This is a genomic window from Streptomyces sp. NPDC091377 (genome assembly GCF_044757045.1).
GTDB lineage: Bacteria > Actinomycetota > Actinomycetes > Streptomycetales > Streptomycetaceae > Streptomyces.
The window spans coordinates 38,454-64,811 of record NZ_JBIVUE010000005.1; the positions used below are offsets into that span (position 1 = coordinate 38,454).

Sequence of the window (26,358 nt, forward strand, 5' to 3'; positions counted from 1 at the left end):
GCATATAGGCTGCCTGTCTGCACGTCCTTCGCAGAACCGTCGATCCCTCAGGAGAGTCGTCCGTGACCCTAGCGACCGCCCCGTCCGAGCTGTCCGCCGCCCCCGCGCCGCTGTCCGACCTGGTGGCGCGTGACGCGCGCGAGTTCGGTGTCTACGCCCGCACCGGAGGCTGGACCTTCGCGCTGATGGTGGCGCGCAGTGTCCGTCCCGGTGGACAGGGCGCGGACGAGACGCCGACGGGGTCGGCGAAGGTGTCGGCGAAGGAGTTCGCCGAGCTGGCCGGCTGCTCGCCCGAGCGGGTCATGCGGTACTACAAGGCGTGGGACAAGGCGGCCGACGACGGCATGGTGCCGCAGTTCGAGGCGCTGGAGCCGGGCCAGGACGTGGAGTTGCCGGACGCGGACGTGTGGCTGGGCTACTACGTCTCCCGGAACAGCGCGACGTCCGAGCGCGGCACCGCGATCGTGGAGGCGGCGGAGGCCGAGGGCATCCGTCCGACGAAGGCGCTGGAGGTCGCCGAGAACCCGAGCGCGCTGCGTGCCGCGATCCTCGCCGACCCCTCCACGGCGCAGGCCGCCCGCCGCGCCCTGCTCGACCGGGTGCGCGAGGACCCCGAGTTGCAGGCCGAGCTGGCGCGTGACGTCGTACGCACCGACGATCTGAAGAAGGCGGTGGCGACCGAGAGCCGGTCCGCGGACCGGATCGGGTATGTGCGGCAGATCGCCGAGTCGGGGCAGTTCAAGACACCCGCCGGGCAGACGGTGGACGCGCCGGTGGAGGTGCGGCAGGAGGCCGAGCGGCATCTGTCGCTGATCGATGAGCTGGACGAGGGCGAGGACTCCGGCGAGTGGGCCACCGAGGCGTACGACACGATGAAGAACATGGTCGCGGAGACCGTGCAGGCCGACCCCGAACTGCGGGTCAATGAGCGCCGTACGAACTTCTACAACAGCCTGTCGAAGGTGACGAAGGTGTTCGAGGAGCTGACCTTCGACGACGCCGACGCCGAGGACTTCTACGAGGACGACATGGTGGCGCGGCTGGAGGAACTCCAGGAGGCCATCACGGTCTGCCTGACCTCGCTGCGCGGCGCGCGCGGGAACCGGGCGTAGGCGCCTCAGTCGCGGGCGGACAGGGAACGGGCGTGCACGGTACGGGCGATCCGGGGGCCGAGCCAGCGCTTGAGGCGCCGCAGGGCCTCCAGGCGTCCGGCCGCGCGGTCGATCCGGTAGTACAGCTGGGGCGGGACGTAGGGCAGCAGGGGTGAGTGGCGCTGGCCGAGCAGGGCGAACATGTGCTCGGGGGGCAGGCCGATGTAGCGCGGCAGGTTCTCGTACCACTGGGCGCTGTAGCGGGCCGCGCTCTGCACCGGGAGGAGTGCGGCCTTGCGTTCGTGTTCGTAGCGGGCGAGGGCCCGCGGGAGTTCGGGGTGGTCGCGCAGGGCGTCCGCGAGGCACATGGCGTCCTCCAGGGCGAGGGTGGTGCCCGCGCCGATGGAGTAGTGGGTGGTGTGGGCGGCGTCGCCGAGGAGGACGACGTTGTCGCGGTACCAGGTGCGGTTGGTGAGGGTGCGGAAGGTGAGCCACTGGGCGGCGCCGGCGGCGCCGGCGCGGCCGATCAGCCGGTGGCCTTCGAGGACGTCCACGAAGAGCTTCTCCAGCAGTTCGAGCCCCTCGGCCTCGCTCGCGCGGTCGAGGCCGAGGCCGGTCCAGGTCTCGGGGGCGCACTCGACCACGCAGGTGCTGTGCCCGGCGTCGAACGCGTAGCCGTAGCACCAGATCCAGCCGTGCTCGGTCTCCACGAAGGCGAAGGTGAAGGAGGTGAAGACCTGGGTGGTGCCGAGCCAGATGTAACGGTTGCGGCCGGAGCGGACGTCGGTGCCGAAGGCGTCGGCGTGCCGGGTACGCAGGGCGCTGCCCACACCGTCGGCGGCCACGACGAGGTCGGCGTCCGGGAGGTTCCCCGCGGTGATCTCCCGCTCGTAGCGCACCTGGACGCCGAGTGCGCGGGCGCGGGTGGCGAGGAGTTCGAGCAGCCGGTGGCGGCCGATGCCGTGGGCCTGGTCGCCGCTGTGCCGGGTGGTGAGGCCGCGGACGTGGGCGATGCCGTCGCTCCAGCGCACGGAGCCGGCGTCGATCGCGCGGGCGGACTCGGGGTCGTAGGCGTGGAGCCGGTCGAGCATGCCGTGCCAGTAGGTGACGCCCCAGCCGTAGGTGGAGCCTTCCGGGTCGCGCTCGTGGACGGTGATGTCGTGGGCGGGGTTCCGCCGCTTGAGCAGGATCGAGAGATACAGGCCGGCGGGTCCGCCGCCGACGCAGACGACCTTCACACTCACCCCTGGGAGTCACTCAGTGCGTTCGATTGACAACGCAGAGTAGCAAGTCAAGGGTGTCGGTCCGGTCTGACACGGGCGCCGGGGCGTCGGCCGGTGTCGCGCGCCGGACCGCGGCGCACCGTGCGATCAGCCCGCGGCGCGGCACTCCGGGTGGCCCCAGCCCTGGTCGTTCTTGGCGATCTGCTCCCCGGCGGCGTAGGGGCGCCCGCAGACGGGGCAGCGGCCGGGGAACTTGGCCTTGAGGGTGCGGGAGGACGACGAACCGCCGTTCTTGCGCGGCGACTTGCGGCGCGGCGCACCGCTCGGCGGGGTGTCGGGGGAGGGCGGCGGTTCCGGGGAGCCGAGGTCGCTGCCGGCGGGTTCCTGGACGACGGCGGCCTGGCTGGCGGCCCGGTCGGCGAAGTCGTTGAGGGGGTCGCCGTCGACCTGGTGGGCGGGGACGTAGCGGAACTCGACGGTGCGGCCGTCGAGCAGGTCGTCGATCCGCACCACGAGGTCCTGGTTGGCGACCGGCTTGCCCCCGGAGGTCTTCCAGCCGTTGCGCTTCCAGCCGGGCAGCCAGGTGGTGACGGCCTTCATGGCGTACTGGGAGTCCATCCGGATCTCCAGCGGAACGCCGGGGTCGGTCGCCGTGAGGAGCCGCTCCAGGGCGGTGAGTTCGGCGACGTTGTTGGTGGCCCGGCCGAGCGGCCCGGCCTCCCAGCGACGGACGGTCCCGGTCCCGTCGGCCACGACCCAGGCCCAGCCCGCCGGTCCGGGGTTTCCCTTCGAAGCCCCGTCGCACGCGGCCACCACTCGTTCACGCATACGCCGATCATGCCATGGCCGGACGGGGCGCCCGGGACCGGCCCGGACGGCGCCGGGAGCGGCTCAGGAGACGTCGGTCGAGGCCGGCATCTCAGCGATGCGGGTGGTCCGTTCGGTGCTCCGGTGGCTCACGCCGGTCACCGTGGGGCGGACCGCGCGCCGCGATCGACATTCTGTTCCAAGATGGGGAGAGGGGTGCGACGACGGAGGGCGCGATGACGGACGCGACGATGCGGGCGTGGTCGGTGGTGGCACCGGGGCCGGTCGAGGGCGAGCCGCTGCGGACGGTCGAGCGGCCGGTGCCGGAGCCCTCGGGGGACGAGGTGCTCGTACGGGTGCGGGCCTGCGGGGTGTGCCGTACCGATCTGCATGTGACGGAGGGCGATCTGCCGGTGCGCCGCCCGGGTGTCACGCCCGGCCACGAGGTGGTCGGCGAGGTGGCCGCGCTGGGTCCGGACGCGCGGGGGCTGTCCGTCGGGGAGCGGGTGGGGGTGGCCTGGCTCCGGCACACCGACGGCACCTGCGTGTATTGCCGGCGCGGTGCCGAGAACCTCTGCCCGGACTCGCGCTACACGGGCTGGGACGCCGACGGCGGGTACGCGCCGTACACGACGGTCCCCGCGCCGTTCGCGCACCGGCTCCCGGACACCCTGGACGACGTGGCGGCGGCGCCGCTGCTGTGCGCGGGCATCATCGGCTACCGCGCCCTCGAACGGGCCGCACTGCCACCGGGCGGGCGGCTCGGTCTGTACGGTTTCGGCGGCAGCGCCCATCTCTGCGCCCAGGTCGCCCTCGCGCGGGGCGCCCGGGTGCATGTGGTGACCCGGGGTGAGGCGGCCCGCCGACTCGCGCTGGATCTGGGCGCGGCCTCGGCGGTCGACCTGGACACGGCGCCGCCGGAGCCGCTCGACAGCGCCGTCCTGTTCGCCCCGGTCGGCGATCTGGTCCCGGTCGCCCTGCGCGCCCTGGACCGCGGCGGCGTCCTGTCCGTGGCGGGCATCCATCTGACCGACATCCCGCCACTGCGTTACGAGACCGACCTCTTCTACGAGAAGGAGATCCGCAGCGTCACGTCCAACACCCGCGAGGACGCCCGGGAGTTCCTCGCGCTGGCGGCCCGTCACGGGGTGCGGGCGACGACCCACCGGTACCCGATGGCGAACGCCCCGGAGGCCCTCCGGGACCTCAAGGCGGGCCGGTTCGACGGGGCGGCGGTGCTGGTGAACGACGGTGCCTGGCCCTCCTCTTCCGCACCGTCGCGTGCTGTGCTTGCCTAGGGTCCTTTTCACCGGCGGGGCAGGAGGGGCGGATGCGTCGGACGAGGGGGCGCTGGACGGTGGGGGTGCTGGCCGGGGCGCTGCTGCTCGGGGCGTGCGGGGATCCCGAGGGGGACGCGGGATCGGCGACCTCGACGCCGTACGCGCCGAGCCCTTCCCCGGGTTCCCGCTCACCGGGCCTTTCCGCATCGGCCCCTGCCGCGCCGGTTCCTTCCGTATCGGCCTCTTCCTCACCGGCACCTCCCGCGGCGGCCCCTTCCGCGTCGGCCTCCCGGAAGGCGCCCACCGTCCTCTACCTCGGCGACTCCCTCGCGATGGAGAACCAGAAGGTGCTGGGCGAGGAGTTGCGGCGGGAGCTGGGGGCCCGGTACACCGGGGCCCCGTACTCGGGCACCACCCTGTGCGACTACCTGGAGGGCACCGCCGAACGGTCGCTCGTGCCGGACGAGGACAAGGCCGCCGCGCTGGTGCGCGAGGTGCGGCCGGACGTGGTGGTGCTCCAGTTCTGGGGCAACGCGTGGGGTTACACACCGTGCATGGACGGAATCACGTACGACACGTCGCGCGCCCGCTACTTCGACCGGTACGCCTCCGACGCGCGCGCACTGACCGGGCAGATCGCGGCGGCGGGCGGTGACCGGCGACCGACGGTCGTCTGGGTGCTGCAAGGGCCGGACCCGATCACGCCCGACCGAGTCCGCAGGGTCAACGCGCTGTACCGGGAGCAGGCCGCCGCCGCGTCGGACGCCGTGGCCGACGCGGGCGGGGTGGTGAGCCCGGCCGGGGACCGTCACACCTGGGTCCGGGAACTGCCGTGCACGACGTACGAGCGAACCCGCCCCGGCCACTGCACGGACCCGGCACGCGGCCGTACCGCGCTCCATCGCGAGGACGACTATCTGCACTTCTGTCTCGCGCCCACGACCTCCGAGCCGAAACCGTGCCCGGTGCGCTCGCCCGGCATCCTGCGCATGGTCCGGGAGATCACCCGGGCGGTCGGCGCCCTGCGATGACCGCCGTCGAAATCCGTTCGACACCGGCGGCCCCCATCCACTGGGATCAGACGTCATGGGTGCTGTCACGAAAATGCACAAGGACGAGATCGACATCGAGGCGCCGCTGGTCGAGCGGCTCATCGCCGCGCAGTTCCCGCGGTGGGCCGGGCTGCCCGCGAAGCGGCTGGCCTCCTCCGGCACGGAGAACGCGATGTTCCGGCTCGGCCGTGATCTGGTCGTCCGGCTGCCCCGCTATCCGGGGGCGGTCGCGGCCATCGAGCACGAGGTGCGCTGGCTGCCGCGGCTGGGCCGGGGCCTGGGCACGGGCACACCCCAGCCGGAGGGCCTGGGTGGGCCGGGCGCCGGGTTCCCGTGGCCGTGGGCCGTGTACCGCTGGCTGGACGGCCGCAATCCCGTGGCCGGGGCGGTCGAGGAACCCCGGGCGCTGGCCGTGGACCTGGCCGGGGTCGTCACCGCGCTGCGCCGGGTCGACCCGACGGACGGGCCGCCCAACAGCCGCGGGGTTCCGCTCGCCCGGCGTGACGAGCCGACCCGGGCGGCCCTCGCGCAGTTGTCCGATCGACTGGACACCACCGAGCTGACGGCCCGTTGGGAGGAGGCGCTGCGGATCCCCGATCGCGACGGGCCGCCCCTTTGGGCCCATGGCGATCTCGCGCCCGGGAACGTGCTGGTCACGAAGGGGCGGCTGAGCGCCGTCCTCGACTTCGGCGTGGCGGGCGTGGGTGATCCGACGGTGGATCTGGTCGTCGCCTGGAACCTGCTGCCGGCCTCCGCGCGCGGCGTGTTCCGCGAGGCGGTCGGCGCGTCGGACGACGCGTGGGCGCGGGCACGCGGCTGGGCGCTGTCGATCGCCCTGATCCAGTTGCCGTACTACTGGGACACCAATCCGGCACTGGCGGACAACTCCCGCCACGTGATCGCGGAGATCCTCGCGGAGACGTAGGGAGGGAGACGTAGAGGAAGGGGTGGAAGGAAGGGTGCAAGGCGGGGTGGAAGGAGGGGCAGAACGGCGCGGTGATCACCCCCGTCGGCCACCGCGCCGCGCCCCGGACGTCCTGGGTGGCCCCCAGGCCGTCGGTCAGTGGGTCACTCCCCCGCGTACGCCTTCTCCAGGGCCGCGATGTCGAGCTTGCCCATGGCCATCATGGCCGCGGTGGTGCGGGCCGCCTTCTGCGGGTCGGGGTCGCTGATCATGGCGGTCAGCCGCGCGGGGACGACCTGCCAGGAGAGGCCGAACCGGTCCTTGAGCCAGCCGCACGGGCCGGGCTCCCCGCCGTTCTCGGTGAGCTTGTCCCAGTAGTGGTCGACCTCCGCCTGGTCGTCGCACAGGATCTGGAAGGAGACCGCCTCGGTGAAGGTGAACTGCGGTCCGCCGTTGAGGGCGACGAACTTGTGCCCGTTGGCCGTGAAGTCCACGGTGAGGACGCTGCCGGCGGGCTGGGGGGCACCTTCGCCGTAGTGGGTGATGCCGCCGATGCCGGAGTTCTTGAAGATCGACACGTAGTGCCGGGCGGCCTCCTCGGCCTGGCCGTCGAACCAGAGACAGGTGATGAATCCGTCGGTGCTCATGGGGTCCTTCCGCACGGGGGAGCAGAGTCATCTGTATCGACCCGCGCGGGCCCCGAAACTCATCGCTCCGCGGCGATCTGCCGTCGGCGAATCTGCTGCGGGCCGAGAAATCCGCTCCGGCGCCGATCGCGGGCCGACAGTGGGAGGACTGAGCGGGCGCACCGCCCGCCACCACGACCCAGGAGCGACGATGTCCTTGCTCACCGCCCCGCCACGACCGGGTCCGCCCCGCGCCGAGGACGGGGAGCCCCAGCCCACCCGGTTCGACGACCAGCTCGCCGCCCAGTTGCTCGGGCAGCGGATCGTGCTGCTCGGCACCGAGGTCACCGAAGCCTCCGCCAACCGGATCTGCGCCCAGCTGATCGTGCTGTCGGCGGAGGATCCGCACACCGACATCAGCCTGTTCATCAACAGCCCCGGCGGCTCGGTCCACGCGGGTCTCGCCATCTACGACGTCATGCGGCTGATCCCGAACGACGTCGCCACCCTCGCGATGGGGTTCGCGGCCAGCATGGGCCAGTTCCTGCTGAGCGTGGGCACCCCCGGCAAGCGGTTCTCGCTGCCCCACGCGCGGATCATGATGCACCAGCCGTCGGCCGGTATCGGCGGGACGACGGCGGACATCGAGATCCAGGCGGACAATCTGGAGTTCACCAAGCGGACCATGGAGCGGATCACCGCGGAGCACACCGGGCAGACCCCGCAGACCATCTCCCGCGACGGTGACCGCGACCGCTGGTTCACTGCCGAACAGGCCAGGGAGTACGGGATGGTGGACCGGGTCGTGGAGTCGTTCGCCGAGGTCCGCCCGGCCGCCTCCCGACGACGGATGGGGCTCTGACATGGGGACGTACACGATTCCGAACGTGGTCGAGCGGACCCCGAACGGGGAGCGCTCGTACGATGTGTTCAGCCGGCTGCTGTCGGAGCGGATCATCTTCCTCGGGACCGAGATCGACGACGGCGTGGCCAATGTCGTCATCGCCCAGTTGCTCCATCTGGAGTCGTCGGCGCCGGAGAACGAGATCGCCGTGTACATCAACTCACCCGGCGGCTCGTACACCTCCCTGATGGCGATCTACGACACGATGACGTTCGTGAAGGCACCGATCTCGACGTTCTGTGTCGGGCAGGCGGCGTCGACGGCGGCGGTGCTGCTGGCCGGCGGGGATCCGGGGCGGCGGTTCGTGCTGGAGCACGCGCGGGTGCTGCTCGGCCAGCCGGCCAGCGGCGGTCAGCGCGGGATGGTGTCCGATCTCGCGCTCCAGGCCAAGGAGATGGTCCGGATCCGCGCCCAGGTCGAGGAGGTGCTGGCCCGGCACACCGGCCACGACATCCCGACGCTGCGCGCGGACATGGACCGCGACAAGGTCTTCACCGCCGAGGAGGCGGTGGCGTACGGCCTCGCCGACGAGGTGCTGAGCCGCCGTCTGGCCACCACCGGCTGAGCCGACGGCGCGCGGACGCGCGAGACCGGTTCGTCTCTCGCGGGCGCCGCAGACCGGTTCAGGCGACCAGGCACAGGCCGTCGTGGGAGGAGGTGGTACGGCCCGTGCCGCGGCCGAGGTGTCCGGTGGTACGGCTGGTGATCCGGACCAGTTCGCCCTGGGCCAGCGACAGCAGGTCGCCGAGACCGAGGCCGAGGGCGCGGGCGGCGGCGGCGAGGACCTCGGAGGAGGCTTCCTTGCGGCCCCGCTCGACCTCGGAGAGATACGGCATGGAGATCCGGGCCGCCTCGGCGACGTCCTTCAGCGTGCGCTCCTGTGCGAGGCGTTCGCGGCGCAGGACGTCGCCGATCAGGTCGCGCCACAGCGGTTCCGCGGGCGTGGGCCCCCGGCGGGGCGGGGCGGCGGGGACAGCTCCCGGCCGCGCGGCGGGGCGCAGCGGGATGACGCGGGCTTCGTTCGGCGCTCGGTTGCTCACCTCTTCAGCCTAGGAGCACTGACCGCACACGGAAGGGACGGGACGACGATTCGGATTCCGCCCTCGGTGGAATCGGCGGCGACCCGATCGAAATCAATGTGCATGCTCCCCCGAACCCTGGGTAGCCGAGGGATCGAAGACGTACCGACGACGTACCGACCGAAGCAGCAACCCGACGACAAAAACCGGACTTTGATGTTCGTGGGAGAGGCAATGGACACCGCCGTGATCCGGTCGCAGGCCAAGGTCGACAACGACACCGCCGGGACCCGTACCGGGGAGGGGATACTGCCGGACTCCGTCGATCCGCGGACGGTCGCGCCGCTCGACGCGCGTGAGTTGTCCCGCGGGCTGTTTCCCAGGCTGGCGGAGCTGGAAGAGGGCACGCATGAATACCAGTACGTACGCAACACGCTGATCGAGCTGAACATCTCCCTGGTCCGCTTCGCGGCCGGCCGCTTCCGCGGTCGCGGGGACGACATGGAGGACATCGTCCAGACCGGGATGATCGGTCTGATCAAGGCGATCGACCGGTTCGACCTGTCGCGTGAGGTCGAGTTCACGACGTTCGCGCTGCCGTACATCGTCGGCGAGATCAAACGGTTCTTCAGGGACACGACCTGGGCCGTGCACGTACCGCGCAGGCTCCAGGAGCTGCGGGTCGAGCTGGCGAAGGCCCGTGAGGAGCTGGCCGGCCATCTGGACCGGGAGCCGAAGGTGGCGGAGCTGGCCGCGATCATGGACGTGACACCGGAGCAGGTGGTCGAGGCGCAGCTCGCGGCCAACGGCTACAACTCCTCGTCCCTGGACGCCGCCCTCACCGGCGAGGACCCGGGACACGGCGAGGCCGTCCTCGCGGACTTCATCGGGGTGGAGGAGCAGGGGCTGCGGCTGGTGGAGGATGTCCACTCACTCGCCCCGCTGATGGCCGAGCTGGACGAACGGGACCGCACGATCCTGCATATGCGGTTCGTGGAGGAGGCCACCCAGGCGGAGATCGGCGAGAAGCTCGGCTGCTCGCAGATGCATGTGTCCCGGCTGCTGAAGCGGATCATCCAGCGGCTGCGCAGGGGGATGCTGAGCGAGCTGGGCTGCGCCTGACGGTCACGGTGCGGGAGTCAGAGGAGTGAAGAGTGAGGGCCGGTCGAAGACCGGCCCTCACTCTTGGAACAACCGACTCTTGGAACGACTGACTCTTGGAACGACTGGAACCACCATCCGAGGACGGCCCCTCAGCCCTGGCCCACCCGCACCACCGCCCGGACCCGCTTGCCCACCGGTACCCGTTCGACCGTCACCTCGGCCGTGAGGGCGTGCACGATCTCCAGGCCGTGGCAGCCGATGCGTTCGGGGTCGCGCGGGAAGCGGCGGGGCAGGGCGACGCTGCTGTCGTAGACACTGACCGCCACCTCGGCGTCGGTGCCCTCCAGTTCCAGGATGTACGGCCCGTTGCTGTGCCGGTCGGCGTTGGTGACCAGTTCGCTGACGACCAGGAGCACCTCCTCGTGCGTGCGGGCGCCGATCTCGGCGCACCACTCGGTTCTGAGCTGCTCCAGGAAGAACCCGGCGAAGGACCGCGACTCGGCGATGCATCCCGGTTCCCCGGTGTAGTGCGCCGCCCGCCGTAGCGGCTCGACGGGCACGTCGAAACCAGTCGGCATCACTGATCCGTCCCGGTGCTCGATCATGCGTTTCTCTCTCGGAAGCCGGCGTGGCCGGAGGCTGCTGCACCAGTGCTGGTACCCAGAGCCGGGCCGCGCAGTCCCCACGTGGCGCGTGTTACAGCGTGGGGAGGGCGCGACGGGCCCCGGGGCAGTGTAGGCCCAGTGGGCAGGGGCGTGGGCCCACGCGTTCGGGTCTCCCGGCGGGCGGCGCGCGCCGGGGCTGTCTAGCGTGGCCGCGTGAGGCCGCGCACCCCTGATGGACGGTCCGTCGCCGACCGGGACGGCTGGCTCGACGCCCTGCTGATCGTGCTGGGCGCGCTGATCGCCATGGGGGTGGTCGCCGGTCTGGGGCTGTGGGCGGCCGGGGCGGCGGAGCTGCCGGACAACGCCTTCGGGCGGGTGGTGGCGGCGACCGTGGTGACGTCCGTCGGCGGCACGGTCGAGGTGCGCGGCGACGCGGGCGGCCTGGCCCGCACGGACGCGCACCTGGTGCTCCTCCCCCTCTCGGTGACGGTGACCGGTGCGCTGGTGTTCGCCGCCGGTTTCCTACGACCGCTGCGCCACCGGCCGGCGGTGGACGCGCCGGCGCTCGTCGTCCGGGCCGCCCGGATCGCGGTGCTGTGGGCGGTGGCGTTGACCGGTCTGTGCTTCGCCGCCCGTCAGGACTTCCGGATCTCGCTCGGTGCGGGCGCGGCGCGCGACCTCATCGAGATCTTCGGTGTCTCCCCGGTGGTCGGCTTCACCACCGATGTGCCGCTGACCCTGCTGTTCGGCCTGCTGTGGCTGGCCGGGATGCTCCTGCTGGCCCTGCTGGTCTCCGGGGCGGCGCCGCTGCCGCCCGGGGCGCTGCGGCTGCGGGCGGCGGTGGGTCCGGCGGCGTACGCGATGGTCGGGCTGCTGCTGGTGTGCGTCGCCGTGGGGGTGGTGGTCGGGCTGGTGGTGGCGACCTCGCGCGGGCACCCGGCGGAGACGCTCGCGGTGCTGCTGCTCGGTCTGCCGAATCTGGTGTGGCTCGCCTTCACGATCGGTCTGGGCGCGACCTGGCACGGCCGGGTGGACGGTCCGTTCGCCCTGCCGATGCCCCGGCTGCTGGACCGGGTGCTGCGCGGCCCCGATGTCTCGACGCTCGATCTGCGGTCCCTGGCGGCGTACGACGGCCGGGTGTGGTGGCTGGTCGGGATCGACGCGGTGCTGCTGCTGGGGGCGGCGGTCGTGATGGCGGTCCGCTCCCCTGTCCGTCTGCCGCTGTGGCGGCACGCGGTGCGCATGGCGGTGGCGCTGGCGCTGACCGTGCTGACGGTCTGCCTCGTCGGCCGGGTCTCCGTCCGCTTCGGTCTGTCCGTCCTCGGTATCGGCAATCTCGGCGGTGATCTGACCGGGGACCTGTTCCTGCGGGCCGAGGTGGGGACGGCCCTGGGGGTGGCCGTGCTGTGGGGTCTGGTGACGGGCTTCCTCGGCGGACTGCTGACGCGGGCCGTGCGCGGGCGTCCGGGGCGCCGGACGGCGAAGGGCCCGCCGGGGCGGGCCTGATCTCCGTGGGGTCGGGCGACAGGGAGGTCTGATCTCCGTAGGGTCAGGCGACAGGGAGGTCTGATCTCCGTGGGTCAGGCGACGGGGACGACCAGCCCCGGACCGACCCGTTGCATCCGCAGGGCGTCGACGGACTCGGCGAGCAGTTCGTACTCCGTGGTCTCGTCGCTGGCGGCGATCCGCACCAGCCGTCCCCCCGCCAGTTCGTCCGCCACGTGCTCCTGCCGGACGGTGTCGGCGCACCAGGCGCGCAGCAGCCGGGGGACGTCGGGCACACTGTCGGCGACCGGGACGAGGGCGCCCTGGGGGAAGTGCGGGTTCTCGGGGAGCGGGTCGAGCCGCTCGGCCATCCAGGAGGCCCGGTCGCGCAGCCACCACAGCGCCAGTGCCAGGGTGGGGGCGCGGTAGGTGCCGAGCGGTACGCCGATCCGCCGGCCGCCGCACACCCCGTACGCCGTTACATGGCACAGGAATTCGTCGTGCACCCTTCCACTCCCCCGCGCTCGCGTGCCGGGCGTCCTCGCTTGCGTGCGGCTCCGGGGCGGCGTACCGACCCTCACGTTGAGTATGTTCACTCTTGACACACTGTCACCATTGCTTTCCGGCCAGTCTCTTGGCGGATCCGCGGGGGCGGTTGGCTGGAATGGAATGGGTGGGGGAAACAGGGCAGGCGGGGGTGCTCGGTGGGCGGTTGCCTGGCGGGGTGGGGCGGCACCCGGCTCCCGGCCGTGTACCGCCCCACCCCTGTGACTGTCGCCCGGGTCAGCCCTTGACGATGGTGTCGATGCGGGCCAGTTCCTCGGCGTCGAAGTCGAGGTTGCGGGCGGCGCCCAGGCTGTCCTCCAGCTGGCGGGTGCTGCTCGCGCCGATCAGGGCGGAGGTGACCCGGCCGCCGCGCAGCACCCAGGCGAGGGCGAGCTGGGCGAGGCTCTGGCCCCGGGACCGGGCGATGTCGTTCAGGGCGCGCAGCCGCTCCCGCTCCTCGGCGACCGTCTCGGCGGTGAGGAACGGGCTGTCGCCCGCCGCCCGGGAGTCGTCCGGGATCCCGTCGAGGTAGCGGCCGGTGAGCATGCCCTGCTCCAGCGGGGAGTAGGCGATGGAACCGACCCCCAGTTCGTCCAGGGCGTCCAGCAGGCCCTGCTCCTCCGGCTGGCGGCTGAGCATCGAGTAGCGCGGCTGGTGGATCAGCAGGGGGGTGCCCAGCTCGCCCAGGATGCGGGCGGCCTCGCGGGTCTGCTCGGCCGAGTAGTTGGAGACGCCGACGTACAGCGCCTTGCCCTGCCGCACGGCCGAGTGCAGCGCGCCCATCGTCTCCTCCAGCGGAGTCTCCGGGTCGAAGCGGTGCGAGTAGAAGATGTCGACGTGGTCGAGGCCCATGCGGGCGAGGCTCTGGTCGAGGGAGGAGAGCAGGTACTTGCGCGAGCCCCACTCGCCGTACGGGCCGGGCCACATCAGATAGCCGGCCTTGGTGGAGATCACCAGCTCGTCCCGGTAGCGGCCGAAGTCCGCGCTCAGGGCCGCGCCGAGCGCCTCCTCGGCGGCGCCGGGCGGCGGGCCGTAGTTGTTGGCGAGGTCGAAGTGGGTGACGCCGAGGTCGAAGGCCCGGCGCAGGATCGCCCGCTGGGTCTCGACGGGGCGGTCGGGGCCGAAGTTGTGCCACAGTCCGAGCGACAGCGCCGGGAGCTTGAGGCCGCTGCGTCCGGTGCGCCGGTAGGGCATGTCCGCGTAACGGTCGGGGTGTGCGGTGTACAACGCGACTCCATCAGGGTTGGCACACATGACTCGGTTCCGGTGAACCTCCCCCACTCTGTCGTGGCCCGCGTGCAGTGGTCCAACAGAAGAATCCGATGGGATTGTGCGGCTAGGCTGCTCAATCATGGAACTGCGTCATCTCCAGCACTTCGTCGCGGTCGCCGAGGACCAGCACTTCACCCGGGCCGCCGAGCGGCTCCTGGTGTCCCAGTCGGGGCTGTCGGCGTCGATCCGCGCCCTGGAGCGCGAGTTGCAGACACCGCTGTTCGTGCGGACGACCCGGCGGGTGACGCTCACCCCGGCGGGCCGGGCGCTGCTGGGCGAGGCGGAGCGGATCCTCGCACAGGTGCGGTCGGCGCACGAGGCGGTGGCGGCGGTGCAGGGGGTGCTGCGGGGCATGCTGGCGCTCGGCTCCGAGCAGTGCATCGCCGGGGTGGACGTGGCGGGGCTGCTGGCCGCCTTCCGGCGGCACCACCCGGACGTGGAGATCTGTCTGCGGCAGGCGGGTTCCGGGGCGCTGGCCGAGGAGGTGGCGGCCGGGCGCCTCGACCTCGCGTTCGTGGTGCAGTCCGCGGCGGAGGACCCGGACCAGTTGCGCCGGGTGCCGATCACCAGCGAGCCGATGACCGTGCTGTGCCATCCGGGGCACCGGCTGGCCCGGGCCGGGGCGGCGGTGACGCCGGAGGAACTGGGCGGGGAGGTGTTCGTCGACTTCCATCCGGACTGGGGGCCGCGCCGCACCACCGACGCCGCGTTCGCCGCCGCGGGGGTGCGGCGCAAGGTCGCCCTGGAGGTCAACGATGTCCACGGACTGCTCGACATGGTGGGCGAGAACCTCGGTATCGCGGTCGTCCCGCGTCACTTCCGGCGCAAGCGGGAGTCGCTGACCGCGCTGCCGGTGAAGTGCGCCGACGCGCCGCTCTACGAGACGGTGGCCCTGCTGCCCCCGCCGCAGGCCACCAGCCCGGCGGCCCGTGCGCTCATGGCCCTGCTGGAGTCGGGCGACGGGTGAGGGGTCCGGCATCCCGCTCCGGCGAGGGGCGGGGGCGGCGGGGATGCGGGATCGTGGAGGCATGCATGCCAAGGACATCCTCATCGAGGGCTACGGCCGTATCCGGGAAGAGGTCCACGCCGTCGTGGAGGGCCTCGGGCCGGACGTACTGAACGCCCGCCCCTCCCCCGCCGCCAACTCCGTCACCTGGCTCGTCTGGCATCTGACCCGCGTCCAGGACGACCATGTCGCCGACGCCTTCGGTTTCGAACAGGCGTGGCTCACCCAGGACTGGCAGGAGCGGTTCGCGCTGGGCCTGCCACGGCAGGACACCGGGTACGCGCACAGCGCGGCGCAGGTCGCCAAGGTGCGGGTGTCCACCGGCGACCTGCTGACCGGCTACTACGACGCCGTCCACGACCAGACGCTGGGCGCGCTGCGCGAGGTGACCGCGAAGGACCTCGAACAGGTCGTGGACAGGCGCTGGAGCCCACCGGTCACCCTGGGCGTACGGCTGGTCAGCGTGCTCTCCGACGACCTCCAGCACGTGGGACAGGCGGCGTACGCGCGGGGGCTGCTCGAATCCACGTGACGTGAGCCCGCCGGGCCCCTGCGCTCAGCCCGCGTATCCGGGCAGTACCACGTCCTCGATCAGGGCCTTGCGCTCGTCGTACGGGAGGAAGGCGCTCTTGACCGCGTTCACCGTGACCGTGCGCAGATCGTCCAGGGTCCAGCCCGCCTGCTCGACCAGCAGGGACATCTCGCGGGTCATGGTGGTGCCGGACACCAGCCGGTTGTCGGTGTTGAGGGTGACCCGGAAGCCCAGCTCCTTCAGGACGGTGATGGGGTGCTCGGCGATGGAGCCGGCCGCACCGGTCTGGAGGTTGGACGTCGGGCACAGCTCCAGGGCGATCCGGCGGTCCCTGACCCAGCCGGCGAGACGGCCGAGCTTGCCGTCCACGATGTCCTCCATGATCCGCACCCCGTGCCCGATCCGCTGCGCGCCGCAGACCTGGAGCGCCTGGTGGATGCTGGGCAGCCCGTGCGCCTCACCGGCGTGGATGGTGAACGGAACGCTCTCGCGGCGCAGGTGCTCGAACGCGGCGAGGTGGTCGGCGGGCGGGAAGCCGTCCTCGGCCCCGGCTATGTCGAAGCCGACGACGCCCGCGTCCCGGAACGCCACCGCCAGGTCGGCGATCTCCCGGGTCCGGTCGAACATCCGCATCCCGCACAGCAGCGTTCCCACCCGTACCGGGGTCCCGGCGGCCGACGCCTTGGCCATGCCCGCCGCGAGCCCCTGCTGTACGGTCTCGACGACCTCCGGCAGCGTCAGCCCGCCGTTCAGCATCAGCTCGGGCGCGTACCGGACCTCGCCGTAGACCACACCGTCGGCGGCGAGGTCGAGGACGTACTCCTCGGCGGTGCGCAGCAGCCCCTCGCGGGTCTGCATGACGGCCAGGGTGTGTTCGAAGGTGGCGATGTAGCGGACCAGGTCGCCGGAGTTGGCGGCCTCGTAGTACCAGGCGGCGAGGGCGTCGGGGTCGGTGGTGGGCAGGGTGTGCCCGACCGTCTCCGCCAGTTCGACGACCGTGGCGGGGCGCAGTCCGCCGTCGAGGTGATCGTGCAGCACGGCCTTGGGGAGGCGGCGGAGAGTGGCAGCGTCTACGCGCGTAGCGGTCATGTTCGGAGCTTTCCTGGGAGGACGGTTCTGGAGAAGAGCCGAGGGGAGCGAGGGGGCGGGCGAGAGATGAGGACGAAGAGGAGGAGAGGAAGGGAGAACAGCCCCCGAGAACGGGAGGGGCCGGGAACGGGAGGGGGCCGGGAACGGGAGGAAGCGGCTACCGGGCGGGCTGGAGCAGGTCCCAGCGGTTGCCGTACAGGTCCTGGAAGACGGCGACCGTTCCGTACGGCTCGTGCCGGGGTTTCTCCACGAAGGTCACACCGGCGGCCAGCATCCGGGCGTGGTCGCCGGCGAAGTCGTCGGTGTACAGGAAGAACCCGACACGCCCGCCGGTCTGGTCGCCGATCCGGCTCCGCTGGGTGTCGCCCCCGGCGCGGACGAGCAGCAGCGCCGTGCCCGTGGCGCCCGCACCCGCGTCCGGCTCCACCACGACCCAGCGGGAACCGTCGGGGCGCGGGGAGTCCTCGGCGAGCCGGAAACCGAGGGCTTCGGTGTAGTGGCGGATGGCCTCGTCGTAGTCGTCCACGACAAGGGTGACCAGGGCGAGCCGTCGCATCGGAACCTTCCGGGAGAGCTGGTTGACCGGTGAGGTTATACGTAAAACCAGCGCGGCGCCAGTCGCTCGTGGGGCGGGAGTCCTGGGCCGGGCGGCCGAGGCGCGCGAGGCGTCCGGTGGCTAGCGTTCCGGGTATGACGATCATGGAACCGCCGCGCACCCCCGAGCGGCGCAGGCAGGACGTGCTGGAGCGACTGGAACGGGAGACGGAGGTCTGGGTGGCGTCGGCGGACGCCGAGGGGGTGCCGTGTCTGGTCCCGCTGTGGTTCGTCTGGCACGGCGAGGCGCTCTGGCTGGTCACCCGCCCGACCAACCCCACGGGTCGCAACCTCCGGTCCGGCGGCCGGGCCCGGCTCGCGTTCGGGGACACCTTGGACGTCGTCCTCATCGACGGCGAGGTGGAGGTCCACGACCGCGAGGAGGTGCCGGGGCCGGCCGCCGACGCGTTCCACGCCAAGACCGGCTGGGATCCCCGGGCGGGCAGCGCGCCGTACGCCTACTACCGGGTGCGCCCACGGGCGGTGCAGGCGTGGCACGAGGAACGGGAGTTGCCGCAGCGGCATCTCATGCGGGACGGAATCTGGCTGGCGTGAATCCGCCCCCGCCGCCCACCTCCACTCCGTCGCCATCCTTTGCCCGCACGGGTGTTACCTGGGAGTAACTCCCGGTGGTTTGATGTGCCGCGCCACTCCATCCCCATCAGCCACAGGGAGACCCCGTGACGCTCTTCGCACATCGCCGCGCCCGGAGCGCGGCCGTGGTCGCGTTCTCGCTCGCCGCCGCCGGACCGCTGGGCGCGGCGCCCGGGGCGTCGGCCGCCGACGGGGCGCCCGAGGCGCCCGCGCTCCGGGTGCTGTCGTACAACGCGTTCCTGATGAGTCGGAGCCTCTATCCGAACTGGGGGCAGGAACACCGGGCCGCCGAGATCGCGAAGGCGCCGTTCGTGCGAGGGCTCGATGTGGTCGTGCTCCAGGAGATGTTCGACAACTCCTCCTCGGACGCGCTCAAGGGCGCTCTCGCGGACCGCTACCCCCACCAGACGCCGGTGGTGGGGCGTACGAAGAGCGGCTGGGACGCGACCGGGGGCGCGTACTCCGCCGTCACGCCCGAGGACGGCGGGGTGACGGTGCTGAGCAAGTGGCCGATCCTGCGCAAGGAGCAGTGGGTCTACAAGGACGCGTGCGGCTCGGACTGGTGGTCCAACAAGGGCTTCGCGTATGTGGTGCTGAACGTGGACGGCCGCAAGGTGCATGTGGTCGGCACCCATGCCCAGTCGACGGACCCGGGCTGCGGAGCGGGCGAGGCGGCGGCGACGCGCAGCCGGCAGTTCAAGGCGCTCGACGCCTTCCTCGACGCGAAGAGCATCCCGGCGGGCGAGCAGGTGGTGGTCGCCGGTGATCTGAACGTGGACGGGCACAGCGCCGAGTACGCCTCGATGCTCGCGGACGCCGGGCTGGCCGGGGCGGACGCGCGGACCGGGCATCCGTACTCCTTCGACACCCGGGAGAACTCCATCGCCCTGTACCGCTATCCCTCCGACCCGCGCGAGGACCTGGACCATGTGCTCCACCGCGCGGGCCACGCCCGTCCGGCGGTGTGGAAGAACGACGTGGCCCCGGTGCGCAGCGCGCCCTGGACGGTGTCGAGCTGGGGCAAGGAGTACACGTACACCGATCTGTCCGACCACTACCCGGTGACCGGCTTCTCCGGCTGACGCCCCGGCCCGCCCGCTGTCCCCCGGTGACCAGGTCGCCGGAGGACAGCGGGCGGGGCACTTCCTACGGGTAGACGTAGGTGTTGAGGGCGTCCACCGAGGCGGTCGCGTCGCCCAGTTCGTAGCGGTCCACGGCGAGGAAGGTGGGCTTCTTGCGGGCCGCGGGCTGACAGAAGCGGCGGGCGCGGTCGGTGAGCTTGGCGTTGTCGGTCCCGATGGTTCCCGCGACCGGGGCGTCACGGAAGTGGTTCATGACGAACAGCGGGCGGAAGGCGCCCTCGGTCCAGGTCAGCGGGATGTTGGTGTGCGGGCCGTACCAGCGGCTGTAGCAGGACCAGTCGGAGGTGCCGACGCCGGAGCCCATGGACCAGTGGTTCTCGACGGTCCACTCGCTCTGGTACATCACGCCGAAGATGTCCCGGGTCAGGCCCGCCGACCGGTCGGCGGCGCGGCTGCCGTCGGAGAAGATCAGCAGCCGCTGGTTCGCGGCGACGAGGTCGGCCATCCGGGGCCAGCCGTTCTGCCGTACGCCGGTCCGGTCCGGTCGGTACAGGACGTCGGACAGTCCGGCGACCCGGTCGAGTGCGGAGCGCAGGACGCCCGGGTCGACGTTGTCCTCCAGGAAGACGGTGACGAACTGGTCGGGGTGGGCCTTGAGGAAGTCCACCATGCGCTGGAGGTCCACCCACAGGGCGACGGGCCGGCTGACCAGAGTGCAGCTGTTGTGGCAGAGGAGGGCGCCGTCGGGGGTCTGGTGGAGGTCGAGCATGAAGCCGCGTACGCCGTCGGCGAGTTGCCGCTGGATGTCGCGGGACTGGTTGGGGAAGAGGGTGACGAAGGGCGGGGCGAAGCCGCCGTCGACGCCGTTGGCGTAGGCGTTGTGGGCGGTGAGGAAGGTGATCTGGTCGAGGGTGCGTTCACCCGCCGGGGGCATGGGGCGGGTCGTGGGGGTGACCGGGGTGAGGTACCAGGCGGCGAGGGGGCCGGCGGAGCCGACGGCGAGCCGCGCCGGATGGGTGGCCCCGGCCGGCTGGGGGGCGAGTGTGAGGTGGCGGTCGGTTCCGGGGGTCTTGAGGGTGTAGCGGTCGGCGCCCGAGGCGGTGATCTCCCAGGGGGCGTCCGCGCCGGTGCAGGGGACGGTCGCGGCCTGGTCGCCGGAGCGGCCGAGGCAGATGCCGGGCGCGTCGGTGTTCTCCAGCACATGGGCGGTTCCGTCGGCTCTGAGGGTCCATTGCTGGCGGCCCTCGTTGCCTTTGGGGTTGCGCTGTTCGACGGCGCCGCTCGCGTCGGAGGCGTTCAGGCCGGTGACGGCGCTCTGTACGTAGTAGGCGCCGGGCGGTGGGGCCGCTTCGGCGCGGGCGGCCACCTGGGGTGCCGTCACGGCCGTCGCGACGAGGGCGACGGCCGTGACGAACAGGGTGTGGGGGGTGTGCATGACGGGGTCCTTCATCCGCAGGATCAGGTCAGGTGCATGACACCATGACCGTGGCGCTCCGTCAGCAGTAGAGGTTGTTGCCCGGTGCGACGCCGAGGATCTGGGTGAACCGCTGGTAGTTGTTGACCCGGCTCTGCACCTGGGCCGGGTTCTTGCCGTCGCACTCCAGCGAGCCGTTGATGGAGCGGATGGTCTGACCGAAGCCGGCGCCGTTGACCATGGCGTTGTGGCCGGTCATGGTGCCGGGACCGCTCTGGGTGTTCCAGTACCACAGGCCGGTCTTCCAGGCGACCGAGGCGACGTTCTGGACCTGCCAGGGGTTGTTGAGCAGGTCCAGGCCGAGGGCGTCACCGGCGGCCTTGTAGTTGAAGTTCCAGCTCAACTGGATCGGCCCGCGGCCGTAATAGGCGGCCTGACCGGCGGGACAGCCGTAGGGCTGGCTCCGGTCGCAGTAGTGGGGGTAGTTGGCCTGGTTCTGCTCGACGATGTGGACCAGGCCGCCGGTCTCGTGGCTGACGTTGGCGAGGAAGGCCGCGGCCTCCTGCTTCTTCACCGTGTCGCTGCCGGTGTTGGCGAATCCCGGGTAGGCGCTGATCGCCGTGACGAGGCCGTTGTACGTGTAGAAGGAGTTCCGGCTCGGGAACATCTGGTTGAACTGCGCCTCGCTCACGACGAAGCTCGCGGCCGACGCGCTCGGGGCCGGCTGGAGGGCGAGCGCGGTGCCCGCGAGGGCGAGGGAGGACAGGACTGCGGCGATACGGCGCCTCTTCACGCGGTGACTCCTTTGCGGGGCACGGCCGCACCCGGACCTCGGGAGGACGTTCGAACCTGCCTCGTGCGCACGCGCCGGTGACACCGGCCATGGCGTGGGGGGCGGCCGTGGTGGGGGGTTGGGGGACCATACTCAACCCCCTTGGTCTGTACCAGTCAAGGGGGGTAGACCAGTCAACTCGGCGTGTCCACATGACAGTCCAGGTCAGCGGCGTGCGCCCGCCCTACGGATGGCGGCCCTTCCGATGCTCCCGGACACCCCGTCAGACACCCTCGGATGCGGCGGCGCGCGCGGATCGCGAAGATTGCCCCATGACCACAGCACCGGGCTCCGCCCCCGAACCCTCCCCCGGCCCGCACCCCCTCGTCGCCGAGGCCCGCCGCCTCGCGCGTGACCTGCTGGTGCCGCAGGCCGAGCGGGTCGACCAGGAGGGCGTTCCCGCCGGGCATCTCACGGCGATCCGGCGGGCGGGGCTGCTGGGGGTGAGCGCACCCGTGGCGTACGGCGGGGCGGACGCGCCGGACGCGGTGGCCCGGGAGATCGCGGAGATCCTGGCGGGGGCCTGCTGCTCGACCTGGTTCGTGCAGACCCAGCACCATACGCCCGTCCGGTTGCTCGCCCGCTCCGATCGGCCCGTCCGGGAGCGGCTGTTGCGTCCGCTGGCCACGGGTGAGCTGCTGGCCGGGATCGCCTACGCGCACGTGCGGGCGTTCCCGCGGGTGCCGGTGCGGGCGACGGCGGTCGGGGGCGGCTGGCGGTTCGACGGGCGGGTGCCCTGGTTCACGGGCTGGGGGCTCAACGACGTGATGCTGCTCGCGGGCGTCACGGAGACGGCCGAGCTGGTGTTCGCCTTCGCCGACGCCCGTGAGCGGTCCGGGCTGCGCGCGTCCGCGCCGATGCGGCTCGCGGCGCTGACGGCGGCGCGCACGGTCGCCCTGGAACTGGACGGGCTGTGGCTGCCCGAGGAGGCGGTGTTGCTGCGCACCCCGCGCGAACGGTTCGCCGAGGTGGACATCCCGCGCAGCGCCAACGCCTCCCCGGCGGTGTTCGGGATCGCGTACGCCGCGCTCGATCTGCTCGGCGAGGGCGACCGGGCGACGGTGGCGCCGCTGCGGGCCCGGCTCGACGAGGTGCGTGAGCGGGCGTACGCCCTCGCCGACCACCCGGTGCCGCACGAGCGCGTCGAGGAGCGGCTGGCGCTGAGGACGGGGGCGTACGACCTGATGCGGGCGGCGACGACCGCCGCCGTGGTGGCGGGCGGGGGTCGCGCGACAGGACTGGACAGCCCGGCCCAGCGGCTGTTCCGGGAGGGGATGTTCCTGCTGGTGCAGGGGCAGACGGCGCCGGTGCGCGAGACGCATCTCGCGCACCTGGCGGTCAGCTCGTGACGGGCACCCTGTCCGGGGCGTTCGCGGCGGGGGCGAACGGATGGCGCCACAGCCCCTCGGCGGCCAGCAGCGGCAGCACGCCCTCGCCGAACCAGTACGCCTCCTCCAGGTGCGGGTAGCCGGAGAGGACGAACTCGTCGATGCCGAGGGCGTGGTACTCCCGGATCCGTTCGGCGACCTCGGCGTGGCTGCCGACCAGCGCGGTGCCCGCGCCGCCGCGCACCAGGCCGATGCCCGCCCACAGGTTGGGGTGGATCTCCAGCCCGTCCCGGCCGCCGCCGTGCAGGGCGAGCATCCGGCGCTGCCCCTCGGACTCGCTGCGCCCGAGCCCGGCCTGGACCGCGCGGACGGTCTCCGGGTCGAAGCCGGCCAGCAGCCGGTCCGCCTCGGCCCACGCCTGCGCGGCGGTGTCGCGGGTGATGACGTGCAGCCGGATGCCGAAGCGCAGGGTGCGTCCCTCGCGGGCCGCGAGCCGCCGGATCCAGGCGATCTTCTCGGCGACCTGCGCGGGCGGCTCGCCCCAGGTGAGATAGACGTCGGCGTGCCGGGCCGCGATCTCTCCGGCCAGCGGGGAGGAGCCGCCGAAGTACACCTCGGGCACCGGGTCCGGCAGCCGGACCAGCCGGGCGTCCTCGACCCGCAGATGCGCGCCGCCGAGGTCGACCGTCCTGCCGTCCCACAACTGCCGTACGACGTGGAGGAACTCGCCGGTACGGCGGTAGCGGTCGTCCTTGTCGAGGAAGTCGCCGTACGCCCGCTGCTCGTGGCTCTCGCCGCCGGTGACGACGTTGAGCAGCAGCCGTCCGCCGCTGTGCCGCTGGAAGGTGGAGGCCATCTGGGCGGCGAGGGTCGGGGAGACGAACCCGGGCCGGAAGGCGACGAGGAACTTCAGCCGTTCGGTGTGCCGGCTCACCATCGCGGTGGTCAGCCAGGCGTCCTCGCACCAGGCGCCGGTGGGGGTGAGCGCGGCGACGAAGCCCAGGTCCTCGGCGGCGCCGGCGATCTGGCTCAGATAGGCGACGGTCGGCGGCCGGTCCCGGCCGAAGGCGGTGGCCGGGGTGCCGTGGCCGCCGCCGACGACATCACGGCTGTCGCCGTTGGTGGGCAGGAACCAGTGGAAGGCGAGGGACACCGGGTTCTCCGTTCGGAGCGGGCCGTGGCGGGGCGGTCGGACGGCACGGGGATCGGGAGCCGTCATGTCAACTGGCGGCGGCCAGCAGCGGGGTGCTGCCCAGCGCGGCCGAGAACTGGTCGACCACCTGGGTGAGGGCCTCCGTGGCACCCTCCGCGATGGTCAGGGAGCCGTCGTCGTGGACGGTGATGTCCTTGTCGAGGGTGAACCAGCCCTGCACGATGTGCCCGGCGCCCATCGAACTGAGCACGGGGCGCAGCGCGTAGTCGATGGCGAGGACGTGTGCGGTGGTGCCGCCGGTGGCGAGCGGCAGCACGGTCTTGCCGGCCAGGGCATACTGCGGCAGCAGGTCGAGCAGTGCCTTGAGGACACCGGAGTACGACGCCTTGTAGACGGGGGTGCCGACGACGACTCCGTCGGCGTGGGCGAACAGTTCGGTGGCCCGGACGATCGCCGGATGGCGGAAGTCGGCGCCGAGCAGGGCGTCGGCGGGGAGGGTGCGGACGTCGAGGGGGACGACGTCATGGCCCTGCGCGGTGAGGCGCTGGTCAAGATGGCGCAGCAGAAGCTTGGTGCGGGAGGAGGCGGAGGGGCTGCCGGAGACGGACAGGACGGTGGCCATGGGTCCTCTTTCGAGCGGCCGTGATCGACGGCCTCGGCGAGACAGGGATGAGGTACGACGGAGAGGGGCCGTCCGCGTGGGCGCGCACATACGACGGGCCGGGGGGCGCGAATTCCTCGGATTCAGTCGCGTGCGGACCGCACGGGCACACCGAATTCAGGGGGAGGGAAAGGGAATTCGACCGGCGGGGGAAATCCACGAGGTCCTGGGAACGGGCCGTGGCGTGGAAGTGCGCGGAACGGCGCGGCGGTTCAGCCCGCGGCGCGACAGGAGGCGCTGGAGACACGCGCGAGGTCGACGTGGCGTCGCCGCGTGAGGTCCAGTCGCATCATCATGCTCACGATCGTGTCAGCCGCTGGTCTCAGCCGTCAAGAACAAGCCGAGGGGTCTCGTATCCCGGACCTTCCCAGACCTTCCCGGCCCTTCCCGGCCCTTCCCGGCCCCCGGATCCGTACCGGGCTCCACGGGTTTTCCCGGAGCTTCGCCGGTCATCGGCGCGATACCGCTCCCGGGCCGTATAAACCCCGATGACCTCTACACATAATGGTGAAATAAGAGCAGAATGGTCTTAAAGCGGCACTTACCGCATACCGCACCAGACGCGGTCAGGTCTGCTAGGACGAAGGAGACGAAGTCATGGCCAACGTCTCGCACACCAGAGGTGACATCTCCAGCCACCCTGATGTCCCCGAAATGCGGGATCGCTATGCCCGCATGCTCGGCGGTCGCGATGTGGCGCTCGTGGACGGACCGGTGTTCCTGCTCGGTCTGTACTGCGCGGCGTCCCCATGGATAGTCCACTACACGACCAGCCAGCCCGCTCTCGCGACCCACAATCTCATCATGGGTGTCGCGATCGGTCTGCTGGCCCTCGGATTCACCAGGGCTCCGGAGCGCATGTACGGCCTGAGCTGGGCCATGAGCGCGATCGGCGTGTGGTTGATCATCGCGCCGTGGATCGTCGGCACGAGCCCCGACAAGGGAGTGGTGTGGAACAACGTCGTCATCGGTGCACTGGCCGTGATCCTGGGCCTCGTCTGTGCCGCAGCGTCGATGAGGAGCACGCGCGCCAAGCCGTAGGAGGAACGAGTCCGGGCCGGCCCGCGGATTGCGCGGACCGGCCCTTCATGGCGTCGGGCGCCCGTGGCGTCAGGTGGCCGGCATCAGCCAGGGCTCCTGCGGCAGCGTCCGCCCGGTCTCCAGCAGGGACTTGAGGTTGGAGAGCACCTGCGGCCAACCCGTCGAGAAGTCGGCCAGCTCGGCCTCGTCGGGCAGGTCCTCGTGGGTGACGGTCAGCCGGACGATGTCGGCGTGCGACCGGATGTCGTAGGTGACGCGCGAGTAGGCGTCCTCCTGGCCCGCCTTGGCCGGGTTGGCCCAGGTGGTGACGAGCCGGGTGGGACGCTCGCTCTCGACGACCGAGCCGACGACGTCCTCGACACCGGAGCCGTCGGTGCGCACATGCGCCCAGCGTGAGCCCGGCCTCCAGTCCGGCGAGACATTGCTGTGGCCCCAGTAGTCGGCGGTCAGATCGGCGTCGGTGAGCGCGTCCCAGACCTTCTCCGGGGTGCTCGCGATGTAGGTGACGTACACATACGTGGGCTTGTCGGTCATGGCTTCCTCGGCTCGTCGTTTCAGCGTGCCGAGCGCGCGCAGCCGCGGGCGCTCGAACTTGTCGATCCACCGCTCCTGGATCTCGTGGAGCGGCACCGGGTTGAGGTAGTGCAGCTTCTCCCTGCCCCGCCGCACCGTGCTGACCAGGTTCGCCGCCTCCAGGACGGCCAGGTGCTGGGTCACCGACTGCCGGGTCATGTCGATCCGGGCGCACAGCTCACCGAGCGTCTGCCCGCTCTCCTCGTGCAACCGGTCCAGCAGTCTTCGCCGGGTGTCGTCGGCCAGTGCCTTGAACACCCTGTCCATCGCGGAGTCCATCGCGATTCCCTCCCTGATCACACACTCAACGTTATGCAGGCAATCACCTGCATGTCAAGCGGATGGGGACGACGGTCCCTCGGCAGCGCCGGGGGAAATCGGTGGCCGGCCCCCGTGCCATGCGGCTAACGTGGCCGCCATGACGTCTCCAGAGTCGGACAGACCCAGGCCGCCGGTCACTCGGCGGCGGACGGGTTCTGCGCTGTAGCCGATCGCTTCCCGATCGGTCCCGCCTCCAGTGGCCGGACATGCCTTCCGTGGT

The 26,358-nt window shown here is 71.8% G+C and carries 29 protein-coding genes; 14 read left to right on the forward strand and 15 right to left on the reverse strand.

Features of this window, described 5'->3' with window-relative positions:
* The first annotated feature begins 62 nt into the window (after positions 1-62).
* Positions 63-1,112, forward strand: a complete 1,050-nt coding sequence (locus tag ACIQNG_RS12670) for a hypothetical protein (RefSeq protein ID WP_401435461.1) — start codon at positions 63-65, stop codon at positions 1,110-1,112.
* A 5-nt stretch (positions 1,113-1,117) separates the two neighbouring features.
* Here the strand turns inward: ACIQNG_RS12670 and ACIQNG_RS12675 are convergent, their stop codons facing one another.
* Positions 1,118-2,329, reverse strand: coding sequence for an FAD-dependent monooxygenase (locus ACIQNG_RS12675; RefSeq protein WP_401485085.1), 1,212 nt, complete (start codon positions 2,327-2,329; stop codon positions 1,118-1,120).
* A gap of 132 nt (positions 2,330-2,461) precedes the next feature.
* A complete protein-coding gene (locus ACIQNG_RS12680) occupies positions 2,462-3,142 on the reverse strand; it encodes a ribonuclease H (protein ID WP_401484509.1) in 681 nt (226 codons plus the stop codon).
* Positions 3,143-3,372: 230 nt separating this feature from the next.
* On the opposite strand from ACIQNG_RS12680, the gene ACIQNG_RS12685 reads away from it, so the two are divergent.
* The 3 genes from ACIQNG_RS12685 to ACIQNG_RS12695 are packed head-to-tail and all read left to right on the forward strand — an operon-like array spanning position 3,373 to position 6,378.
* A complete protein-coding gene (locus ACIQNG_RS12685; RefSeq protein WP_401485087.1) occupies positions 3,373-4,419 on the forward strand; it encodes a zinc-binding alcohol dehydrogenase family protein in 1,047 nt (348 codons plus the stop codon).
* 32 nt (positions 4,420-4,451) lie between these two features.
* The gene (locus tag ACIQNG_RS12690) at positions 4,452-5,432 is read left to right on the forward strand and encodes an SGNH/GDSL hydrolase family protein (RefSeq protein ID WP_401484510.1); all 981 of its coding nucleotides are present in this window, start codon (positions 4,452-4,454) and stop codon (positions 5,430-5,432) included.
* Between the two features lie 55 nt (positions 5,433-5,487).
* Positions 5,488-6,378: an aminoglycoside phosphotransferase family protein gene (locus tag ACIQNG_RS12695; protein WP_401484512.1), complete on the forward strand. Its 891-nt coding sequence runs from the start codon at positions 5,488-5,490 to the stop codon at positions 6,376-6,378.
* Positions 6,379-6,521: 143 nt separating this feature from the next.
* Here the strand turns inward: ACIQNG_RS12695 and ACIQNG_RS12700 are convergent, their stop codons facing one another.
* Entirely contained in the window at positions 6,522-7,004 is a 483-nt protein-coding gene (locus ACIQNG_RS12700) for a VOC family protein (RefSeq protein ID WP_401435451.1), read from the reverse strand.
* Positions 7,005-7,194: 190 nt separating this feature from the next.
* On the opposite strand from ACIQNG_RS12700, the gene ACIQNG_RS12705 reads away from it, so the two are divergent.
* Positions 7,195-7,845, forward strand: coding sequence for an ATP-dependent Clp protease proteolytic subunit (locus ACIQNG_RS12705; RefSeq protein WP_401435448.1), 651 nt, complete (start codon positions 7,195-7,197; stop codon positions 7,843-7,845).
* 1 nt (position 7,846) lies between these two features.
* The gene (locus ACIQNG_RS12710; protein ID WP_401435446.1) at positions 7,847-8,452 is read left to right on the forward strand and encodes a ClpP family protease; all 606 of its coding nucleotides are present in this window, start codon (positions 7,847-7,849) and stop codon (positions 8,450-8,452) included.
* 58 nt (positions 8,453-8,510) lie between these two features.
* Here the strand turns inward: ACIQNG_RS12710 and ACIQNG_RS12715 are convergent, their stop codons facing one another.
* Entirely contained in the window at positions 8,511-8,927 is a 417-nt protein-coding gene (locus tag ACIQNG_RS12715) for a helix-turn-helix domain-containing protein (protein WP_401484514.1), read from the reverse strand.
* Between the two features lie 213 nt (positions 8,928-9,140).
* Between ACIQNG_RS12715 and ACIQNG_RS12720 the strand changes: the two genes are divergently transcribed.
* Positions 9,141-10,028: an RNA polymerase sigma factor SigF gene (locus ACIQNG_RS12720; RefSeq protein WP_401435442.1), complete on the forward strand. Its 888-nt coding sequence runs from the start codon at positions 9,141-9,143 to the stop codon at positions 10,026-10,028.
* 131 nt (positions 10,029-10,159) lie between these two features.
* Here the strand turns inward: ACIQNG_RS12720 and ACIQNG_RS12725 are convergent, their stop codons facing one another.
* Positions 10,160-10,615, reverse strand: coding sequence for an ATP-binding protein (locus ACIQNG_RS12725; protein ID WP_401435439.1), 456 nt, complete (start codon positions 10,613-10,615; stop codon positions 10,160-10,162).
* A 213-nt stretch (positions 10,616-10,828) separates the two neighbouring features.
* Here ACIQNG_RS12725 and ACIQNG_RS12730 point away from each other — a divergent pair, with 213 nt between their 5' ends.
* Positions 10,829-12,121, forward strand: a complete 1,293-nt coding sequence (locus tag ACIQNG_RS12730) for a streptophobe family protein (RefSeq protein WP_401484516.1) — start codon at positions 10,829-10,831, stop codon at positions 12,119-12,121.
* A gap of 74 nt (positions 12,122-12,195) precedes the next feature.
* Here the strand turns inward: ACIQNG_RS12730 and ACIQNG_RS12735 are convergent, their stop codons facing one another.
* Together ACIQNG_RS12735 and mgrA are read right to left on the reverse strand one after the other, a co-directional pair.
* The gene (locus tag ACIQNG_RS12735; protein WP_401435434.1) at positions 12,196-12,606 is read right to left on the reverse strand and encodes a hypothetical protein; all 411 of its coding nucleotides are present in this window, start codon (positions 12,604-12,606) and stop codon (positions 12,196-12,198) included.
* Positions 12,607-12,883: 277 nt separating this feature from the next.
* Positions 12,884-13,873 carry an L-glyceraldehyde 3-phosphate reductase gene (gene mgrA, locus ACIQNG_RS12740; RefSeq protein WP_401435431.1) on the reverse strand — a complete coding sequence of 330 codons (990 nt, stop codon included), beginning with the start codon at positions 13,871-13,873 and terminating at the stop codon, positions 12,884-12,886.
* A 124-nt stretch (positions 13,874-13,997) separates the two neighbouring features.
* Here mgrA and ACIQNG_RS12745 point away from each other — a divergent pair, with 124 nt between their 5' ends.
* Both ACIQNG_RS12745 and ACIQNG_RS12750 read left to right on the forward strand, forming a co-directional pair.
* On the forward strand, positions 13,998-14,885 hold the full coding sequence (locus ACIQNG_RS12745) for a LysR family transcriptional regulator (RefSeq protein WP_401435429.1): 888 nt from the start codon (positions 13,998-14,000) through the stop codon (positions 14,883-14,885).
* Between the two features lie 61 nt (positions 14,886-14,946).
* Positions 14,947-15,456: a DUF664 domain-containing protein gene (locus tag ACIQNG_RS12750; RefSeq protein ID WP_401435426.1), complete on the forward strand. Its 510-nt coding sequence runs from the start codon at positions 14,947-14,949 to the stop codon at positions 15,454-15,456.
* A 24-nt stretch (positions 15,457-15,480) separates the two neighbouring features.
* Here the strand turns inward: ACIQNG_RS12750 and ACIQNG_RS12755 are convergent, their stop codons facing one another.
* Positions 15,481-16,545 (reverse strand): adenosine deaminase, encoded by a 1,065-nt coding sequence (locus ACIQNG_RS12755; protein WP_401435423.1) that lies wholly within the window; start codon positions 16,543-16,545, stop codon positions 15,481-15,483.
* Between the two features lie 157 nt (positions 16,546-16,702).
* A complete protein-coding gene (locus tag ACIQNG_RS12760; protein ID WP_401484519.1) occupies positions 16,703-17,101 on the reverse strand; it encodes a VOC family protein in 399 nt (132 codons plus the stop codon).
* Positions 17,102-17,235: 134 nt separating this feature from the next.
* On the opposite strand from ACIQNG_RS12760, the gene ACIQNG_RS12765 reads away from it, so the two are divergent.
* Both ACIQNG_RS12765 and sph read left to right on the forward strand, forming a co-directional pair.
* Positions 17,236-17,694 carry a pyridoxamine 5'-phosphate oxidase family protein gene (locus ACIQNG_RS12765; protein ID WP_401484521.1) on the forward strand — a complete coding sequence of 153 codons (459 nt, stop codon included), beginning with the start codon at positions 17,236-17,238 and terminating at the stop codon, positions 17,692-17,694.
* A 164-nt stretch (positions 17,695-17,858) separates the two neighbouring features.
* The gene (gene sph, locus ACIQNG_RS12770) at positions 17,859-18,815 is read left to right on the forward strand and encodes a sphingomyelin phosphodiesterase (RefSeq protein WP_401485089.1); all 957 of its coding nucleotides are present in this window, start codon (positions 17,859-17,861) and stop codon (positions 18,813-18,815) included.
* A gap of 64 nt (positions 18,816-18,879) precedes the next feature.
* Here the strand turns inward: sph and ACIQNG_RS12775 are convergent, their stop codons facing one another.
* Both ACIQNG_RS12775 and ACIQNG_RS12780 read right to left on the reverse strand, forming a co-directional pair.
* Positions 18,880-20,250: a phospholipase gene (locus tag ACIQNG_RS12775; RefSeq protein ID WP_401484522.1), complete on the reverse strand. Its 1,371-nt coding sequence runs from the start codon at positions 20,248-20,250 to the stop codon at positions 18,880-18,882.
* A gap of 61 nt (positions 20,251-20,311) precedes the next feature.
* Positions 20,312-21,022: a chitinase gene (locus ACIQNG_RS12780; RefSeq protein WP_401435413.1), complete on the reverse strand. Its 711-nt coding sequence runs from the start codon at positions 21,020-21,022 to the stop codon at positions 20,312-20,314.
* A gap of 311 nt (positions 21,023-21,333) precedes the next feature.
* Here ACIQNG_RS12780 and ACIQNG_RS12785 point away from each other — a divergent pair, with 311 nt between their 5' ends.
* Positions 21,334-22,410 (forward strand): acyl-CoA dehydrogenase family protein, encoded by a 1,077-nt coding sequence (locus ACIQNG_RS12785; protein WP_401435410.1) that lies wholly within the window; start codon positions 21,334-21,336, stop codon positions 22,408-22,410.
* On the opposite strand, the gene ACIQNG_RS12790 is transcribed toward ACIQNG_RS12785, so the two are convergent.
* From ACIQNG_RS12790 to ACIQNG_RS12800, 3 genes are all read right to left on the reverse strand, one after another.
* On the reverse strand, positions 22,400-23,542 hold the full coding sequence (locus tag ACIQNG_RS12790; RefSeq protein ID WP_401435408.1) for an LLM class flavin-dependent oxidoreductase: 1,143 nt from the start codon (positions 23,540-23,542) through the stop codon (positions 22,400-22,402). The two genes, ACIQNG_RS12785 and ACIQNG_RS12790, sit on opposite strands and share 11 nt — an antisense overlap.
* Positions 23,543-23,609: 67 nt before the next feature.
* Entirely contained in the window at positions 23,610-24,164 is a 555-nt protein-coding gene (gene ssuE, locus ACIQNG_RS12795) for an NADPH-dependent FMN reductase (RefSeq protein ID WP_401435406.1), read from the reverse strand.
* Positions 24,165-24,415: 251 nt separating this feature from the next.
* Entirely contained in the window at positions 24,416-24,499 is an 84-nt protein-coding gene (locus tag ACIQNG_RS12800; RefSeq protein ID WP_401485091.1) for a putative leader peptide, read from the reverse strand.
* A 301-nt stretch (positions 24,500-24,800) separates the two neighbouring features.
* Here ACIQNG_RS12800 and ACIQNG_RS12805 point away from each other — a divergent pair, with 301 nt between their 5' ends.
* Entirely contained in the window at positions 24,801-25,244 is a 444-nt protein-coding gene (locus tag ACIQNG_RS12805; protein WP_401435404.1) for an SPW repeat protein, read from the forward strand.
* 69 nt (positions 25,245-25,313) lie between these two features.
* Here the strand turns inward: ACIQNG_RS12805 and ACIQNG_RS12810 are convergent, their stop codons facing one another.
* Positions 25,314-26,084 carry an ArsR/SmtB family transcription factor gene (locus ACIQNG_RS12810; protein WP_401435538.1) on the reverse strand — a complete coding sequence of 257 codons (771 nt, stop codon included), beginning with the start codon at positions 26,082-26,084 and terminating at the stop codon, positions 25,314-25,316.
* Between the last annotated feature and the right edge of the window lie 274 nt (positions 26,085-26,358).

Coding starts and splice junctions, on each gene's coding strand:
- ACIQNG_RS12680 (WP_401484509.1), bottom strand. CDS start 3,142: ATGCGTGAACGAGTGGTGGCCGCGTGCGACGGGGCTTCGAAGGGAAAC.
- ACIQNG_RS12685 (WP_401485087.1), top strand. CDS start 3,373: ATGCGGGCGTGGTCGGTGGTGGCACCGGGGCCGGTCGAGGGCGAGCCG.
- ACIQNG_RS12690 (WP_401484510.1), top strand. CDS start 4,452: ATGCGTCGGACGAGGGGGCGCTGGACGGTGGGGGTGCTGGCCGGGGCG.
- ACIQNG_RS12695 (WP_401484512.1), top strand. CDS start 5,488: ATGGGTGCTGTCACGAAAATGCACAAGGACGAGATCGACATCGAGGCG.
- ACIQNG_RS12700 (WP_401435451.1), bottom strand. CDS start 7,004: ATGAGCACCGACGGATTCATCACCTGTCTCTGGTTCGACGGCCAGGCC.
- ACIQNG_RS12705 (WP_401435448.1), top strand. CDS start 7,195: ATGTCCTTGCTCACCGCCCCGCCACGACCGGGTCCGCCCCGCGCCGAG.
- ACIQNG_RS12710 (WP_401435446.1), top strand. CDS start 7,847: ATGGGGACGTACACGATTCCGAACGTGGTCGAGCGGACCCCGAACGGG.
- ACIQNG_RS12720 (WP_401435442.1), top strand. CDS start 9,141: ATGGACACCGCCGTGATCCGGTCGCAGGCCAAGGTCGACAACGACACC.
- ACIQNG_RS12725 (WP_401435439.1), bottom strand. CDS start 10,615: ATGATCGAGCACCGGGACGGATCAGTGATGCCGACTGGTTTCGACGTG.
- ACIQNG_RS12745 (WP_401435429.1), top strand. CDS start 13,998: ATGGAACTGCGTCATCTCCAGCACTTCGTCGCGGTCGCCGAGGACCAG.
- ACIQNG_RS12750 (WP_401435426.1), top strand. CDS start 14,947: ATGCATGCCAAGGACATCCTCATCGAGGGCTACGGCCGTATCCGGGAA.
- ACIQNG_RS12755 (WP_401435423.1), bottom strand. CDS start 16,545: ATGACCGCTACGCGCGTAGACGCTGCCACTCTCCGCCGCCTCCCCAAG.
- ACIQNG_RS12760 (WP_401484519.1), bottom strand. CDS start 17,101: ATGCGACGGCTCGCCCTGGTCACCCTTGTCGTGGACGACTACGACGAG.
- ACIQNG_RS12765 (WP_401484521.1), top strand. CDS start 17,236: ATGACGATCATGGAACCGCCGCGCACCCCCGAGCGGCGCAGGCAGGAC.
- ACIQNG_RS12775 (WP_401484522.1), bottom strand. CDS start 20,250: ATGCACACCCCCCACACCCTGTTCGTCACGGCCGTCGCCCTCGTCGCG.
- ACIQNG_RS12785 (WP_401435410.1), top strand. CDS start 21,334: ATGACCACAGCACCGGGCTCCGCCCCCGAACCCTCCCCCGGCCCGCAC.
- ssuE (WP_401435406.1), bottom strand. CDS start 24,164: ATGGCCACCGTCCTGTCCGTCTCCGGCAGCCCCTCCGCCTCCTCCCGC.
- ACIQNG_RS12800 (WP_401485091.1), bottom strand. CDS start 24,499: ATGATGATGCGACTGGACCTCACGCGGCGACGCCACGTCGACCTCGCG.
- ACIQNG_RS12805 (WP_401435404.1), top strand. CDS start 24,801: ATGGCCAACGTCTCGCACACCAGAGGTGACATCTCCAGCCACCCTGAT.
- ACIQNG_RS12810 (WP_401435538.1), bottom strand. CDS start 26,084: ATGGACAGGGTGTTCAAGGCACTGGCCGACGACACCCGGCGAAGACTG.